Here is a 15,369-nt window from a genome sequence, read left to right on the forward strand (position 1 = left end):
CTATCCTCTGTAGGCGTAAGGCCTTATCTGCTCGATGGACCTCATAACGTCCGCGAAAGCCTCGGGCGTCAGTGATTGAGCCCCGTCGCACAGGGCAGAAGACGGATCATTGTGGACTTCGATCATAAGTCCATCGGCTCCGGCTGCCGTCGCTGCCATGGCCATCGGTTTCACCAGGCCGGATATCCCTGTGGCGTGGCTCGGATCCACTATGACGGGAAGGTGGGTCATGGTCTTGAGGAGCGGTACGGCCGAAAGATCCAGGGTGTTTCTGGTGGCTGTCTCGAAAGTTCTTATCCCTCGTTCACAGAGTATCACGCGCTCATTTCCGCCCGCCATGATGTATTCGGCGCTCATCAGCAGTTCCTGAAGGGTGCTGGAAAGGCCGCGCTTGAGGAGGATAGGCTTGTCGATACGGCCCAGTTCTTTGAGCAGCTCGAAGTTCTGCATATTCCTGGCGCCTACTTGTATCACATCTACGTTTTCGAATAGAGGAAGATGGGAAATGTCCATTACTTCGGTGACGATAGGCATCCCTGACTGCTCCTTGGCCTCCAGCAACAGCTTGATACCTTCGTCTCTCATTCCCTGGAAGGCGTAAGGTGAAGTACGGGGCTTGAAGGCGCCGCCTCTGTAAAGTCCTGCTCCGGCTTTCTTCACTTCGCGGGCCACCAGGCATACCTGCTCCTCTGACTCGACGGAGCAGGGGCCTGCGATGACCTGGAAATTACCGCCGCCTATCTTTACATCGTCGGTTATCTCAACGACCGTATCTTCCGGGTGGAATTTCCTGTTGACGTTCTTATACGGCTCCTGGACACGCTTTACCGTATCGACGATATCCAGAGAGTTGATGAGGTCGATGTCGACAGTCGACGTATCGCCGATGAGGCCCATTATGGTAGCCGTTTCTCCTTTGCTGAAGTGGATATCAAGCCCCATGCTTTTCAGCCATGAAACCAAATTGTCCAGTTGTTTTTGATCCGGATTATCCTTTAATACAACAATCATTTTTTTTTCCTTCTTTCTTTTCCTGATTTTTTCTGATGACTTTTCGGGTGAATATTATCGGGTCATGCTCAGCTTTCGCCTGCGCGCGTTGGCGGAAAGCTGCGACGAAGCCGGAGCGCCGATCCTTGCGGCGACAGGCTTTGTCATAAAAAAATCCGCGGATGAATTTCACCCGCGGAAGCCTTTCGAAACTAAGTTTTCTGTTAGTTTTGACCAGCTATCTCGTCGCAGCGAAATTCACCTTACCTCTAAAGAAAGTAAAGTAAAAGTAAAAATATTCAGCTGCGAACATTCTGATCAACATAGTCAAACCCTCTAAAAAAAATATTTGCTACGATTCTACCACTTTAAAAAAGACATGTAAAGGGATTTTGCGAAACTTTACATAAATTTCTCTTAGTTGTCAAGACATTTGTTACACTTTGAGAAATACTCCGCTACTACCTGATCAGGGCTTTTGAAGTTCAATACCGTCTTCGCTGTGCTGTTATATTTCTTCTCGTGTCTCGCTACTTTCTTCTTAAGCTCTTTCTCACTTGTGAATACTTCTCTGCCATACAGGATCTTCCCGTCTTCTCTGTGACTTCTCTCTACCTTCCCATTCTGCCATGGCGAATACGGTCTCGTCCTCTTAAGCTCCATATTCAGCTTTTTTACCGCTTTTTCAAACGCACTGTCCTTTTCCGTCTTATCATCGTCATTTACGAATTCCGGCCCGTTGTCTACCTGGATAGTCTCTATCTTGAATCCCATTCTCTTTCTCAGGCTCTTTATGAATTCCTTTGTCTCGTATGTGCTCTTCTCTTTTACTATCTTCAGCACTCGCTTCCGGCTGTATTCATCTATCGCCGTTATCTGATAATACTTATCTCCGTAACACGGGAACCTTATACATTCCTGAGGTACATATTTGATATCTACCTGCACCTTCTCTCCCGGGTATGTCCCCTGCATGTTCTCATATTTCGTATAGCTTTTCTTCTTTCTCTCTACTTTTCTGTATCCCCTGTTTCTTATCTGTCTGCACATGCTTTCAAAACTTCGGCTATATCCTCTGCTTTGACATCTTACATATACTTCTGCAAGACCATATCGTCCGTTTCTTCTAAGCATGTTCTTTATCAGCTTCAGTTCTTCTTCCGTATGCGCGTTCGGGCTGCGCTGAGGCCTCCTGGACCTCAGCGCAAGGCTCTGAACGCTTCCATCGTACTTTTCCAGTTGTCTATATACAAACTGCCTGTAGGTATGATATCTCCTTGCAGCCTTTGTTACGCCATGTTTTAAAGCATATTCACATAAACGCTGGCGAAATCTCATTTCTTCGGTTATACTTTTCATGAGAGATACTCCTTACTGATACTTGTTTTTTTGGTTGAAAACTATTGTATCAAAGTATCTCTCTTTTTTTATTTATTTCTGTAACATATGTCTTAGCACATTACATTTTGCGAAACTTTACATAAATTTCAAAATACGATCGGACAAAAAAGAAGAAAGACGAGCGCATCTGCTGCCGATGGCGCTCGTCTCATAACATCAGTACCGGACGAATTTATCTGCCGCTCTTTCCGCGCTTTCTTCCGCAGGATACTGATATCACTGCTCCCAGAGACGCAAATCCTGCCAGCGCCGCCCAGACGGCGATATTGCTGTTATCTCCGGTAGGCACCGCTCTGTCGGCCGCCGCTTCATTTATCGTGAACCCGGCAGTCGCCGTTCCCACTTCGGAAACGATAGCTATAGTGTGCTTCCCCGGCGGCAGCGTATCAAGGTACGATGCTTTCAGCGTAACGATGGTGCTGCCTTCGCTGACATTGTAATACGATCCCTCAAGATCCCTTCCGTCTATCTGAACTTTCAGGAAAGTATCGTACGCAGCGTTGGAAGTAAATGAAAGTCCATTACTGTCGTCCTTATGCCATGTGCCTGCGGCGCCCTCCGTTATCTTGCATACGAAGTCAGAGTCAAGGCTTCCGCATGCGCATTTGCCGCCTTCATAGTCATGCTCTATCGGACCGAGCATGGATGAAATGGGGAGAGTCGTCATCCTGCAGGAGTAAGCTTGCCATGAAGAAGCTGTTATATACTTTCCAAACCATTGGCTGGGTACCTGGATGCGGAATTTATCAGGGAGGTAGAGAAATACATCTTTACCGAGCTGCGGCGGATGTTTTGCATTGACGATTATGGCTTTCAGACTGCGGCACCCGGCGAAAGCATTATCGCCGATTAATATAACCATATCATCGCTGGACGAAAACTCGACAGACGTGAGGGCAAGACAGTTAGCGAATGCCAATGCTTCGATGTTCTCAATATCATGCGGAAAATTTATGGATCGGAGACCGGTGCAGAGGGCAAATGCGCCCGACCCGATGTGTTTCACGCTGTCCGGGAGTTTTATGGATTCGAGCTTTGTGCAATAATAAAATGCTTCGTCGTCGATCTCAGTTAAGGTGAAAATATTGCCGTTGCCCTCTTTTATCTCTCCCGTCAGATCGATGGCTGTAACTTCCCCGGGATCATTATGGCGGCCTATGCAGAGCTTGTTGTTGCCGAGGTTCTTTACGGTCAGCGTCAGGCCATCCGAATTCGTTATCGTGCCTTTTCTTGCGTCATAAGTCCAGTCACCGGCCGACGTTGCGCTTGCTGATACTGCGTCACCGGCTGCCTTGTCACCGGCTGCCGTATCGTTGATAGTCGTGTCGCTCGCGATGTCACTGGCTATCGGGCTTTCAACGGCACTGTCTGCCGCATTGCTGACTGCCGCATCATTATCCGCTGCAAATGCGGCCGCAGGTGCCATGGTCAGCAGCATGATGATGCAGATCGTTATAACATGTATCCTCTTTTTCATATCGCTTCTCCTTCCCGCTGTCTTTCTTTACATATATATCTATATCAGAAAAACTCATATCTGCCATCGCCCGTTTGCAGGAGTAAAACGGGTAAGAAAAGAGCACATTTTTGCCGCAGGACTGCGGGCTGTACATTTGGGAACGTGTGTATGCCTGCAATATAAGGACATTTGTATATGTTCGGAAGCGCGAACCGTCGTAATTGCCGTTTTATGTGAAAATTTTGAAACATTGATGCAAAACTATTCGCAGCAGCGAACAGAAAGAAAAAAGAGCGGAAACCTCAATGGGCGCGCGGGTGCGGAAAATAAAAACGGACAAGGGGCGGAATGCAAAAATCCCCTAAACCTCTGCAAAATCACTCCGTGGATTTTTCGCACAGACATCGTGCTGCCTTTATAGGCATGATCGCTGCGCCGGATATAGCCCATTTTTGCTTTCGTACGGGCGATGTGACGAGGGGGACGATATTGTATAATTTTAGCAGGGTAAAACACAAAAGGGAAATTTTGATTTTTCAGAAAAAGAAAAGAGGACAGATGATGGACATAGATAAAAAGATCAATGGAAAAGAGCTGACCATAACAGTTGAAGGACGCCTCGATACCATAACGGCGCCCCAGCTTGAAGCGGAACTGAAACGGAGCGTAGGTGACACCGAAAGGCTGATATTTGACCTGTCTTCGCTGGAATATATATCCTCCGCCGGCCTGCGTGTACTGCTGTCTGCGCAGAAAGTCATGAACAGGCAGGGAGAGATGATAGTAAGGAATGCGAACGAGATGGTCATGGAAGTATTTGAAATAACAGGCTTTGTCGATATACTGAACATCGAATCGTGATCGCAGTGAAAAATCCGGACAATTGTCTTCGGAAGAATTATCAGGAGAAGTAAAATGGGAAAACAGATTTTCAGAGAGGAGAACCTGAAAAAGGTTTCTTCTCCGGACAGGCTCAATGATTATATTCGTGTTACGAATCCCTCGGTATGGCTGCTGCTGGCTGCCATAATCGTTCTTCTGGCGGGAGCGTGTGTCTGGGGAATATTCGGGAAGCTGGAATCCATCACTGACGTGGCAGCACAGTCCGATGAGAGCGGCACGATCATATGTTATGTAAAGGAAAGTGATATCGGATCGGTTCAGGAGGGGATGGAGGTTCGGATCGGGGAAGATACCTTCACCATATCCCGTATCGAGCGGGAACCGGTTGCCGTAACAGCGGATCTTGACGAGTACCTGCTCCATACGGGCGAACTGAAAGAAGGCGAATGGGTCTATCCCGTAACGCTGGATGGGACAGCCCCCGCGGGGATTTACCCTGCGGAGATCGTAACGGAGCAGATCTCTCCGATGTCGTTTCTGACGAACTGAGGTGACAGATGGGTAAAAGCAGCAGCAAAATCAAAAAACCTCTTTTGAAGGGTGTGGCAAAGGTACCTGTCGTTATGCAGATGGAGGATCTGGAGTGCGGAGCGGCGTCCCTTACGATGATACTGGCTTATTATCGCAAATGGCTCCCGCTGGAGCAGGTGCGTGCCGACTGCGGTGTTTCGCGGGATGGATCCAACGCGAGAAACGTACTGAAGGCAGCCAGAAGCTATGGGCTGATAGCCAAAGGGTACCGCTATGAGCCGGAGGATCTTAAAAAGAACGGTAAATTCCCGTGCATAATACATTGGAATTTCAACCATTTTCTCGTCCTGAACGGCTTCAGGAACGATAAAGCGTATCTCAATGATCCGGCAAAGGGCAGTTATTCCGTTTCCATGGAGGAATTTGACAGATCATTTACGGGGATCTGTATGATGTTCGAACCCGATGAAAACTTTGAGCCCGGGGGAAAACCCAAGAGCATGCTGTCCTTCGCGCGAAAACGATTGGTGGGCGCAGGCATCGCGGTGGCGTTCCTGGTGCTGACCAGCGTCATATCATCTCTTCTGGGAGTGATACAGCCTGTATTCTCACGAATTTTTATGGACAGGCTCCTTACGGGACAGAACCCTGACTGGTTGTATCCTTTCATATTTGCACTGGCGCTGTTCTCTGCGGTCCAGATTATCATCGCCTGGATACAGGCGGTATGGTCGCTGAAGATAGACGGGAAGCTGGCCGTTACAGGAAGTGCTGTCTTCATGTGGAAGGTGCTCCGCATGCCCATGGAGTTCTTTTCACAGCGTATGGCAGGCGACATCCTTCAGCGTCAGGGCTCCAATGCCGCTATCGCGGGAACGCTGGTAAATACCTTTGCGCCGTTGGCTCTCAGCGCGATCATGATGGTATTTTACCTGGTGCTTATGATCCGGTACAGCCCCCTCCTGACGCTGGTAGGGCTTGGATCTATCGTGGTAAATATGCTGGTGGCGCGATTCATTTCGGCAAAGCGTGTAAATATCACACGAGTGCAGATGCGGGATTCGGGAAAGCTTTCATCCGCCACGGTCGCCGGGATAGGAATGATAGAAACGATAAAAGCCAGCGGCGCGGAAAACGGATATTTTGAAAAATGGTCCGGCTATCAGGCCAGTGTCAACACGCAGAAAGTCAGATTCCAGCGTCTGAATCAGTATATGGGCATGATCCCCGGGATCGTTACGGAGATCACCAATACCGCCATTCTCGCTCTCGGGATATGGCTGACTATGTGCGGTCAGTTTACCGCAGGTATGATCATGGCTTTTCAGGGATTCATGACTTCCTTTTCAGCTCCGGCGCAGTCCCTCATCGCAGCGGGACAGACGCTGCAGGAAATGCGTACGGAAATGGAAAGGGTGGAAGATGTCATGGAATATCCCATGGATGAAGAAGCGCCGGAAAGCGATACACAGGATACCTATGACAAGCTGTCGGGAAGGCTGGAGATGAAGCACGTCACCTTCGGATATTCCCGCCTGGGAGAACCTCTCATCGAGGATTTTTCCATGTCTTTGGAGCCGGGGAGCCGGGTGGCTTTTATAGGCGCATCGGGCTGCGGCAAATCCACCATTTCGAAGCTGATATCGGGACTGTACAAGCCGTGGAGCGGCGAGATACTCTTCGACGGCAAGCCGATATCGGCGATAGACAGGAGTGTATTCACCGGATCCCTGGCAGTAGTCGATCAGGATATTATTCTCTTTGAAGATACCATTGCCAACAACATCAGGCTGTGGGACAAGTCCATCGAAGATTTTGAGGTGATCCTGGCGGCTCGTGATGCGAAGCTGCACGAGGATATCATGCAGAGAGAAGGCGGTTATCAATACAAGATAACAGAAGGCGGCAGGGATTTTTCCGGCGGCCAGCGTCAGCGTATGGAGATAGCCCGGGTCCTGGCACAGGATCCGACCATCATCATATTGGACGAAGCGACCAGCGCGCTGGATGCGAAGACAGAGTTCGAAGTGGTTGATTCCATCCATGCCAGAGGGATCACCTGCATCGTGATCGCCCACAGGCTGTCCACCGTTCGCGACTGTGACGAGATAATAGTCCTGGATAACGGTAAGGTGGCGGAGCGCGGGACACATGAAGAACTGTACGCCAGAGGCGGGGCTTATACATCATTGATTTCCAACGATTAAGGAGGAAGCATGGGCTGGTTTGACGAACAGATAAAACAGAGAAAGCAAAATGATGATGAAATGATGCAGGAGGCCATTGCCGGGATCGTGGGCGCGGTCATGGGAAAACGTGTCGCCGTGGCAGCCGCCGCCGACGACCGCCGGGCAAGGACGGCTATCGGCGATATCCTGCGTTTTTACCATATCAAAGCAGATGAGAACTCCGACACCATAAAAGATTTTGACGAACAGCTGGAGTTTTTGCTGCGTCCTCACGGCATCATGCGGAGAACGGTGAAGCTGGAAAAGGAATGGTATAAGGATGCGATCGGAGCCATGATAGGCGTGAGAAAAGCCGACGGCGCAGTCGTATCGCTTCTGCCTGCAGGGATATCAGGCTATACATATTTCGACGAGGAAAAGGGAAAGCGCGTAAGGATAAATTCCGGCAATCAGGAGCTCTTTGAAGAAGATGCCATCGCTTTTTACACATCCTTCCCGCTTAAGAGGATGACGATAAAGGATCTGGTGCTTCATATCGCGAAAACGCTGTCCGTATCGGATATCGTGCTGTATGGTCTGGCGGTACTCGCGGCGACATTGATCGGGCTGCTGACTCCGAAGCTGAGCAATCTGGTCTTTTCCGATGTGCTGGAAAGCGACAGCCTGCGCGTTCTTATGGCTGTTGCGGTCTTCATGGTCTGCGTTTCCGTCAGCAGGCTGTTTGTAAACTCGATATCAGCTCTCCTGATGGCGCGGATAAATACGAAGATGAACCTTTCGGTTGAAGCTGCGACGATGATGCGGCTGCTCTCGCTTCCTGCCGGTTTTTTTAAGGAATACAGCTCCGGAGAACTGTCGTCGAGGGCGGGCAGTATGAGCTCCCTGTGCAGTATGCTGGTATCCGCCGTCCTGTCATCAGGTCTGACATCGGTCTTTTCATTGGTATATATCACACAGATCTTTGCCTATGCGCCGGCGCTGCTGGTTCCCGCGTTGGCTGTGATCCTCGCGACGATAGTAGTTTCTCTGATAACGACGCTAGTCCAGACGCGCGTCACCAGGCGCATGATGGAGATCGATGCTAAAGAGAGCGGTATCGCATATTCCCTCATTTCCGGGGTACAGAAGATAAAGCTTTCCGGAGCGGAAAAGAGAGCCTTTGCCAAATGGGCAGGACTCAGCGCCGCATCGGCACGTCTCGAGTATGATCCGCCGCTGTTTTTAAAACTGAACGCGGTAATAAATTTGATGATCACCCTGACAGGGACTCTGGTCATGTATTATTTAGCGGTAATCAGCGGGACTTCTGTCGCGGATTATTTTGCCTTCAACTCGGCCTATGGCATGGTGGCAGGCGCGTTCATGGGAATGGCAGGTATAGCCATGACTATGGCTAACATCAAGCCTGTGCTTGATATGGTGAAACTCATCCTGAATGCTGTTCCGGAGATCTCGGAAGGCAAGCATGTAGTGGAAAGGATATCAGGCGGTATCGAGCTGGACAATGTTTCCTTCCGATATGGTGAGGATCTGCCTCTGGTGGTGGACGATCTCTCGCTGAAGATCCGTCCCGGCCAGTATGTGGCTCTTGTAGGCGCTACAGGCTGTGGTAAATCGACTCTGATGCGTCTGATGCTCGGCTTCGAAACTCCGCAAAAGGGGGCTGTCTACTTTGACGGCAGGGACATTGCGAGCCTGGATCTGAAATCGCTTCGCCGCAGGATGGGCGTCGTGATGCAGGACGGAAAGCTGTTTTCCGGGGATATCTATTCAAATATAACCATATCCGCGCCATGGCTCACCATGGACGAAGCGTGGGAAGCGGCAGAGCTTGCGGGGATCGCGGAAGATATACGCAGGATGCCCATGGGTATGCATACGATAATTTCTGAAGGATCCGGAGGCGTTTCGGGAGGTCAGCGGCAGCGGCTGATGATTGCGAGAGCTATCGCCCCGAAACCGCGCATACTGATGTTTGACGAGGCCACCAGCGCGCTGGACAACCTGACGCAGAAAAAGGTGTCGGAGTCGCTGAACCAACTGAAATGCACGCGTATCGTCATCGCTCACCGCCTTTCCACCATACGTCACTGCGACCGTATACTATACCTGGAGAACGGGAAAATAGCTGAAGACGGTACTTATGAAGAACTGATGGCCCTTAAAGGGAAATTTGCGGATCTGGTGGCACGTCAGCAGATCGATCGGTAAAAATTTTTAGCCCTTACAGCAGGAGAAGCGTATATATAAGTAAAGGGGAAAGCAAAGAGTAAAGGAGGAAAACATGGATTACGAAAAGATGATGGAAAAAGCAAAGGAGGCGAAAAGCGCGGAAGAACTCCTTGCGCTGGCGAAGGAAAACGATATCGGGATGACGGAAGAAGAAGCGGAAGAGACATTTGCCATGCTGGGAAAAAGCGGGGAGCTGTCCGACGAAGAACTTGCCAACGTATCCGGAGGCGGCTGTCATGTCAATGTGGGCGGAAAAAACTACACGGTGGTCACATCGCACTTAAGGTGTATGAACGGGTATTATCAGAATAACTTTGAATATGTCGGTGAGACTTTAGAAGGCCAAAAGATGTATAACCTTCTTTATGCGAAAGATAATTCAAGGCTGCGACTTACCTGGATGACTTTCTCCGTTGAAGGACAGTGCGGGATGTGTCGCTGGCTCAGCTTCAAGGTCGGTACGGGATATTGCAGCAAGTCTGCGGAATAGGGGAAAAGCATGGAATACGAAAAGCTGATGGAAAAAGCAAAGGGAGCGAAAAGCGCGGAAGAACTCCTTGCGCTGGCGAAGGAAAACGATATCGAGATGACGGAAGAAGAAGCGGAAGAGACATTCGCCATGCTGGGGAAAAGCGGCGAGCTGTCGGATGAAGAGCTTGCCAACGTATCCGGAGGCGGGTGTCATGTCAATGTGGGCGGAAAAAGCTTCGTCGTGGTGACCTCGGCATTGAACTGCATGAACGGTCGATATGAAAGCAACTGGACCACCAAGACCAGCTATATGGGAATAAAAACAGATGAGCTTGTATATGCCAAGGATAGTTTTACGCTGCGAAAGACATGGTTCGGAGTCAGCAAGGACGGGCAGTGCGGACGGTGCCGTTGGCTCTGCTTTAAAGGCGGGACAGGCTACTGCCGTTTGACTGCAGAATAGCAGGGGACATAAGATAAAATGAAATGTATTTTGAATGAAAATGTAGCTCTTCGCTCATGGAGGCTCGTACCTCATGCGTTTTATATCCGGGGAGACCGCGACGCTCATGGACTTTCCAAAGAGGCTTTTGAGCTGCTCTGCCGCTGCGATGGGAAGCAGGATATCGAATCGGCGGAAGATCTGAAGAAGATCGCCGCGACAGGCCTTGCGCGACCGGCTTTTAAAGGCGAGACGCTTACCCGCTGGCAGGAGCGAAAGGTATGTGATAACCGTTATTTCCCGGCGCTCAACTGGATGATAACGGGGAAATGCAATTATAACTGTCTGCATTGCTTCAACGCGGCGGACAATGCGCCTCTTATGAGCGAGTTCTCGATGGAAGAAGCGATGAAACTCATCGATGAAGCGGACAGATGCGGCATCAATGCCTTTACCATCACGGGCGGAGAGCCTATGTTACATAAAAATTTCTTCGATATCCTGGAGGCTGTCTATGACCGGGGGATGTTCGTGGAGGAGATCAATACCAACGGACATTTCATCGACGAGGCGTCTCTGGCGAGACTGAAGGAGCTGGATGAGCGGATACTGATAAAGATATCATTTGACGGTATCGGGCATCACGACTGGACGCGAAACCGGGAAGGCGCCGAGGAAAAAGCGCTGCAGGCATTTGCCCTGTGCAAGGAATACGGATTTACCGTGATGTCTCAGACCAATGTGCATCGAAAGAATCTCGATACGCTGATGGAGACTGCGGAAGCTCTGGAGGAAATGGGCGTCGATGCGATCAGACTGATCCGCACGACGGAAGTGCCCAGGTGGGAGCTGAATTCAGGCGGTGCGACGCTGAGCATCGAAGAATACTATGAAGCGATGCTGGATCTCATAGGAGCATATTTAAAAAAGCCACGCCAAATGATTCTCAATATCTGGCAGTTCGCCGATATATTTCCGGGCAGCGGAACATACAGGGCACGGCCTGTGGAGTGCGGCCCGGGAGAGTACCGGGACAGCCTGCCGGTCTGCAGGGGAGCTCGCGGTATGGTGGCCGTCACCGCCAACGGAAATGTGTTCCCGTGTCATCAGATATCGGGGTTCTTTGAAAGCCGGGGCGTCAAATTAGGCAACGTAAAGGAGGACGGACTGCAGAGCCTGCTTCGCAGCGGGGCTTATCTCGACGAAGTCTGTCTTACGGTTGGCGATCTTAAACGCAACAATCCGCAGTGCGGAAGCTGTGAGTATTTTAAATATTGCGTGGGAGGCTGCCGCGCCATCGCGACTGTACTGGCAGGAGGCAAATGGGAGAAGGATCCGCTTAAATGCATATTTTTCTTAAAAGGATATTATCAGCAGCTTACTGAAGTAATGGGAGACTGGAGAAATATTGCTCCTGTTGCTGTTGAGAAAAAGCAGGAGAACAGCTGATGGAAAAATACTTGAGACAGATGTTTGATTTTCAGCGCTTTGCAGGGAACAAACGGCTGGAGGCGCTTATAAGGCAGGCGGAAGATTCCTATGCCAAAGCGCTGTCGGATGAAGATCTCGGACTTGTGAATGCGGCGGGCGATCCGGGAGCACGCCATAAGAAAAAGGGCATTCCGGGTGATGATGAATAAAGACAGGCAGACGATAGAACGCATATACGAAGAATATTATCCTAAGATACTGGGGTATGTGCGTTCAAAGCTGTCGTCACAGCAGGAAGCCGAGGATGTGAGCTCCTCAGTGATGCTCAAGGTGGTAAAGGGATTCCCGTCTTTTGACCCGGAGAAGGCGCCCCTTGCCACATGGATCTATACGATAGCACGCAATGCGCTGACGGATCATTACAGAGGACTGCACATCCATGAAGAGCTGAACGAGGACGTGGCCTGTGCAGGCGATGATTTCGATGTGATCCTGCGGGAGGAAAGCCTGGAGGAGCTTGCGGAGGCACTGGAAAAGCTCCCGCAGCGTGAGCGCGATATCATCATCCTGCACTATTACAGCGGCATCTCCCTCAAAGAGATGTCGGCGTCGATGGGCATGTCCTATGCGAATATGAAGATCATTCACAAGAAAGTGCTGTCTGACCTGAGAAAGCACATGGGTATCTGAGGAGGTAATATGCATCTTGGGGAATATGAAGTAATACAGATCGAGCCCGAGGCTCCCGAATTTGAAGGGGTAGTACGGGAAGCGGAAAAAATATGCGACGACCTGCTGGGCAAAGGACTGTATTCGGAAGAGAGGATAAAGGAGATCTGCCGGAAGGAAGATCATTACTTTTTCGTTGTATTAAAGCGCGGGCAAATCGAAGGGATTTTTTACTGCTATGCGGGCATGGCGGCGGATATTCCATTCGCTGCAGCTATCGACGGTATGGCGGCAGATACGAGGATCGGCGTGGCCCAGTCCATCGCGCTCAGAAACGAAGCGAGACATCAGGGAATAGCCGCATCTCTGCTCAATCATGCAACCCGGATGCTGTTTAATGAGGAAAAAGTCAGGAAAATATTTGCGCTTGCATGGGTGCAGGGCACGGAGATTCCCGCGAGAAAGCATCTTGAGCGGTGCGGATATCGGTTTTTGGATATACAGAGCCGTCCGTGGGCTTCGTGCGAAGAGCTCATGTGTCCGGTATGCGGCCGTCAGCCGTGCACCTGCGACGGTGCGGTCTATGCAAAAGAGGTAGACGACGATGAGTGATACAGGCAGGTACAAAAAGAGACTTTCGCTTAAATTCACAGTCGGGTTTCTCATACTCGGCTTTTTTGTCATTGCCTCGGGCTGTGTCGTAGGATATGTGAAGTATACGGACGTCATCGAAAAGATGTATAACGACGAGGCATATCACATCGCTTATACCGTCAGGGAATCACTTGACGGAGACTGGATAGAGAAAGCCGCAGCGGATATCAGAACTGCGGACGACGACGATCTTTTGCAGATCAGCAGGCAGATACAGGACGATGAAGAGTATCGGAGGATCGTGGCCCTCATTGACATGGTGCGCATGCAGATGGGCGCCAACTACATCTATATCGCCGACCAGACCGATAAAAGCGGAAATGTCGTCAGCACGCTGACATATATTGCGGACGCGGACAACCCCGCGGACGATATGGAGCCTTTCCGTCCGGGGGACAGGAGCGCCATGAACGAAAGCTTTCTCGAAGACTCACAATACATTTATGAGACGGGCAAGAGAAGCGATAATTATTTCTATTCTCACAGCGACTTCGGATACAACACATCGGCGATAGTCCCTGTCGAAAATTCGGACGGGGAAGCGGTCGCGATCATCGGGGTGGAGCTGGCCATGAAGACACTGGAAGACGAACGCAGGGAATACGTGACCCATGTTATATTTCTGGGAGCCCTGTTGACGGCCATAGTGATCGTGATATTCCTCGCATATCTGCGACATGCCGTGATCAGGCCGATTCAGCTGGTAACGGACGAGGTGGATGCGTTCGTGCACAATGAGACGGAGGTTTCAGAAAAGCTGCTGCAGATCTCCACGGGAGATGAGATCGAGCAGATGGCCAAAAGCGTGCGGCAGATGGAGATCGACATCAACAGCTATATTGATAAACTGACCTCCGTGACGGCAGAGCGTGAGAGGATTGGGGCTGAGCTTGATATCGCGGCAAAGATCCAGACGGATATGCTTCCAAGCATATTCCCGGCGTTCCCGGACAGGGAGGAATTCGATCTCTATGCTTCCATGGTCACCGCCAAGGAAGTGGGCGGAGATTTTTACGATTTCTTCATGGTGGATGACGATCATCTGACCATGGTGATAGCCGACGTATCCGGAAAAGGCGTGCCCGCCGCTTTGTTCATGGTCGTATCCAAGACTCTTCTGAAAAATTATGCGCAGAGCGGGCTTTCGGCGCAGGAAGTGCTTGAAACTGTGAACGACAGGCTCTATGAGAACAATCGCGCCGACATGTTCGTCACCGCATGGATAGGGATACTGCAGATATCTACCGGAAAGATGGATTGTGCCAATGCCGGTCACGAATACCCTGCGATCTGCAGAAGAAGCGGAAGATACGAGCGCCTGAAGGACAGACACGGATTTGTACTGGCCGGTATGGAAAACATCCCTCAGCACGGATACGAGATACTGCTGGAGCCGGGCGACAGGCTGTTTCTCTATACGGACGGTGTGCCGGAAGCCACGGGGCCAAACGAGGAGATGTTTGGCCCGGCACGCATGCTGGATGCGCTGAACGCGGCGGTGAATATGGATCCGAAGGATACGATCCTGACGGTAAAGAGGAGAATAGACCGTTTTACGGAGGACTGCCCGCAGTTTGACGATATCACGATGATGTGCCTGCAGTACAGGGGCGCGGAGAGCGCCCGCTTGCACGATTCCATAACCCTCGCGGCGATCGATGAGAACATTCCGAAGGTGACGGAGTTTGCGGAAATGAAGATGCAGGCGGCCGACGTGCCGGTCAGGACGCAGATGCAGATAAATATCGCTATAGACGAACTGTTCAGCAATATCGCCCATTACGCCTATCCGCAGGAGACGGGAGAGGCGGCCGTGGATATCGACATAGACGGCGCGCAGAGAGCTGTAGAGCTCACGTTCCGCGACCGCGGCATCCCGTACGACCCATTGGCGAAGGAGGCTCCCGACGTGACGGGATCGGCGGAAGAGCGGGAGATCGGAGGCGTAGGGATATTCATCGTCAAACAGAGCATGGATGAGATGTTTTATGAATACAGGGACGGGCAGAACATACTCCGGATACGGAAAAAATTCGAGACATGCACTGAAAAGTAGA

The 15,369-nt window shown here is 50.7% G+C and carries 14 protein-coding genes; 11 read left to right on the forward strand and 3 right to left on the reverse strand.

Annotated elements, in window-relative coordinates; translation table 11 throughout:
- The 3 genes from aroF to ACQY69_RS08765 form a co-directional block, all read right to left on the reverse strand.
- Entirely contained in the window at positions 1 to 1,011 is a 1,011-nt protein-coding gene (aroF, locus tag ACQY69_RS08755) for a 3-deoxy-7-phosphoheptulonate synthase (RefSeq protein WP_428260146.1), read from the reverse strand.
- Between the two features lie 396 nt (positions 1,012 to 1,407).
- Positions 1,408 to 2,349 (reverse strand): DDE-type integrase/transposase/recombinase, encoded by a 942-nt coding sequence (locus tag ACQY69_RS08760; protein ID WP_428257570.1) that lies wholly within the window; start codon positions 2,347 to 2,349, stop codon positions 1,408 to 1,410.
- Positions 2,350 to 2,563: 214 nt separating this feature from the next.
- The gene (locus ACQY69_RS08765) at positions 2,564 to 3,868 is read right to left on the reverse strand and encodes a leucine-rich repeat protein (RefSeq protein WP_428260147.1); all 1,305 of its coding nucleotides are present in this window, start codon (positions 3,866 to 3,868) and stop codon (positions 2,564 to 2,566) included.
- A gap of 543 nt (positions 3,869 to 4,411) precedes the next feature.
- Between ACQY69_RS08765 and ACQY69_RS08770 the strand changes: the two genes are divergently transcribed.
- The 11 genes from ACQY69_RS08770 (at position 4,412) to ACQY69_RS08820 (ending at position 15,368) form a co-directional block, all read left to right on the forward strand.
- The gene (locus ACQY69_RS08770; RefSeq protein ID WP_428260148.1) at positions 4,412 to 4,711 is read left to right on the forward strand and encodes an STAS domain-containing protein; all 300 of its coding nucleotides are present in this window, start codon (positions 4,412 to 4,414) and stop codon (positions 4,709 to 4,711) included.
- 54 nt (positions 4,712 to 4,765) lie between these two features.
- Positions 4,766 to 5,242: a hypothetical protein gene (locus tag ACQY69_RS08775; protein WP_428260149.1), complete on the forward strand. Its 477-nt coding sequence runs from the start codon at positions 4,766 to 4,768 to the stop codon at positions 5,240 to 5,242.
- A gap of 8 nt (positions 5,243 to 5,250) precedes the next feature.
- Positions 5,251 to 7,431, forward strand: coding sequence for an NHLP family bacteriocin export ABC transporter peptidase/permease/ATPase subunit (locus ACQY69_RS08780; RefSeq protein WP_428260150.1), 2,181 nt, complete (start codon positions 5,251 to 5,253; stop codon positions 7,429 to 7,431).
- Between the two features lie 9 nt (positions 7,432 to 7,440).
- Entirely contained in the window at positions 7,441 to 9,624 is a 2,184-nt protein-coding gene (locus ACQY69_RS08785) for an NHLP bacteriocin export ABC transporter permease/ATPase subunit (protein ID WP_428260151.1), read from the forward strand.
- A gap of 73 nt (positions 9,625 to 9,697) precedes the next feature.
- Positions 9,698 to 10,135 carry a bacteriocin gene (locus tag ACQY69_RS08790; protein ID WP_428260152.1) on the forward strand — a complete coding sequence of 146 codons (438 nt, stop codon included), beginning with the start codon at positions 9,698 to 9,700 and terminating at the stop codon, positions 10,133 to 10,135.
- A gap of 9 nt (positions 10,136 to 10,144) precedes the next feature.
- The gene (locus ACQY69_RS08795; protein ID WP_428260153.1) at positions 10,145 to 10,579 is read left to right on the forward strand and encodes a hypothetical protein; all 435 of its coding nucleotides are present in this window, start codon (positions 10,145 to 10,147) and stop codon (positions 10,577 to 10,579) included.
- 18 nt (positions 10,580 to 10,597) lie between these two features.
- Positions 10,598 to 12,007 (forward strand): radical SAM protein, encoded by a 1,410-nt coding sequence (locus tag ACQY69_RS08800; RefSeq protein WP_428260154.1) that lies wholly within the window; start codon positions 10,598 to 10,600, stop codon positions 12,005 to 12,007.
- Positions 12,007 to 12,198, forward strand: coding sequence for a hypothetical protein (locus ACQY69_RS08805; protein ID WP_428260155.1), 192 nt, complete (start codon positions 12,007 to 12,009; stop codon positions 12,196 to 12,198). Before ACQY69_RS08800 ends, ACQY69_RS08805 begins: the two co-directional genes overlap by 1 nt.
- On the forward strand, positions 12,188 to 12,679 hold the full coding sequence (locus tag ACQY69_RS08810; protein ID WP_428260156.1) for an RNA polymerase sigma factor: 492 nt from the start codon (positions 12,188 to 12,190) through the stop codon (positions 12,677 to 12,679). Before ACQY69_RS08805 ends, ACQY69_RS08810 begins: the two co-directional genes overlap by 11 nt.
- A gap of 9 nt (positions 12,680 to 12,688) precedes the next feature.
- Complete coding sequence (locus ACQY69_RS08815) at positions 12,689 to 13,270, forward strand: GNAT family N-acetyltransferase (RefSeq protein WP_428260157.1); 582 nt, start codon at positions 12,689 to 12,691, stop codon at positions 13,268 to 13,270.
- Complete coding sequence (locus ACQY69_RS08820) at positions 13,263 to 15,368, forward strand: ATP-binding SpoIIE family protein phosphatase (RefSeq protein ID WP_428260158.1); 2,106 nt, start codon at positions 13,263 to 13,265, stop codon at positions 15,366 to 15,368. The genes ACQY69_RS08815 and ACQY69_RS08820 overlap by 8 nt, the downstream gene beginning before the upstream one ends.
- Position 15,369 lies beyond the last annotated feature (1 nt).

Origin of the sequence: Gallibacter sp. Marseille-QA0791 (assembly GCF_965119705.1) — a bacterium.
GTDB lineage: Bacteria > Bacillota > Clostridia > Peptostreptococcales > Anaerovoracaceae > Lentihominibacter > Lentihominibacter excrementipullorum.

Bases quoted from the DNA above. Each gene is read 5' to 3' on its own strand.
- aroF (WP_428260146.1), bottom strand. From the start codon at position 1,011: ATGATTGTTGTATTAAAGGATAATCCGGATCAAAAACAACTGGACAAT.
- ACQY69_RS08760 (WP_428257570.1), bottom strand. From the start codon at position 2,349: ATGAAAAGTATAACCGAAGAAATGAGATTTCGCCAGCGTTTATGTGAA.
- ACQY69_RS08765 (WP_428260147.1), bottom strand. From the start codon at position 3,868: ATGAAAAAGAGGATACATGTTATAACGATCTGCATCATCATGCTGCTG.
- ACQY69_RS08770 (WP_428260148.1), top strand. From the start codon at position 4,412: ATGGACATAGATAAAAAGATCAATGGAAAAGAGCTGACCATAACAGTT.
- ACQY69_RS08775 (WP_428260149.1), top strand. From the start codon at position 4,766: ATGGGAAAACAGATTTTCAGAGAGGAGAACCTGAAAAAGGTTTCTTCT.
- ACQY69_RS08780 (WP_428260150.1), top strand. From the start codon at position 5,251: ATGGGTAAAAGCAGCAGCAAAATCAAAAAACCTCTTTTGAAGGGTGTG.
- ACQY69_RS08785 (WP_428260151.1), top strand. From the start codon at position 7,441: ATGGGCTGGTTTGACGAACAGATAAAACAGAGAAAGCAAAATGATGAT.
- ACQY69_RS08790 (WP_428260152.1), top strand. From the start codon at position 9,698: ATGGATTACGAAAAGATGATGGAAAAAGCAAAGGAGGCGAAAAGCGCG.
- ACQY69_RS08795 (WP_428260153.1), top strand. From the start codon at position 10,145: ATGGAATACGAAAAGCTGATGGAAAAAGCAAAGGGAGCGAAAAGCGCG.
- ACQY69_RS08800 (WP_428260154.1), top strand. From the start codon at position 10,598: ATGAAATGTATTTTGAATGAAAATGTAGCTCTTCGCTCATGGAGGCTC.
- ACQY69_RS08805 (WP_428260155.1), top strand. From the start codon at position 12,007: ATGGAAAAATACTTGAGACAGATGTTTGATTTTCAGCGCTTTGCAGGG.
- ACQY69_RS08810 (WP_428260156.1), top strand. From the start codon at position 12,188: ATGATGAATAAAGACAGGCAGACGATAGAACGCATATACGAAGAATAT.
- ACQY69_RS08815 (WP_428260157.1), top strand. From the start codon at position 12,689: ATGCATCTTGGGGAATATGAAGTAATACAGATCGAGCCCGAGGCTCCC.
- ACQY69_RS08820 (WP_428260158.1), top strand. From the start codon at position 13,263: ATGAGTGATACAGGCAGGTACAAAAAGAGACTTTCGCTTAAATTCACA.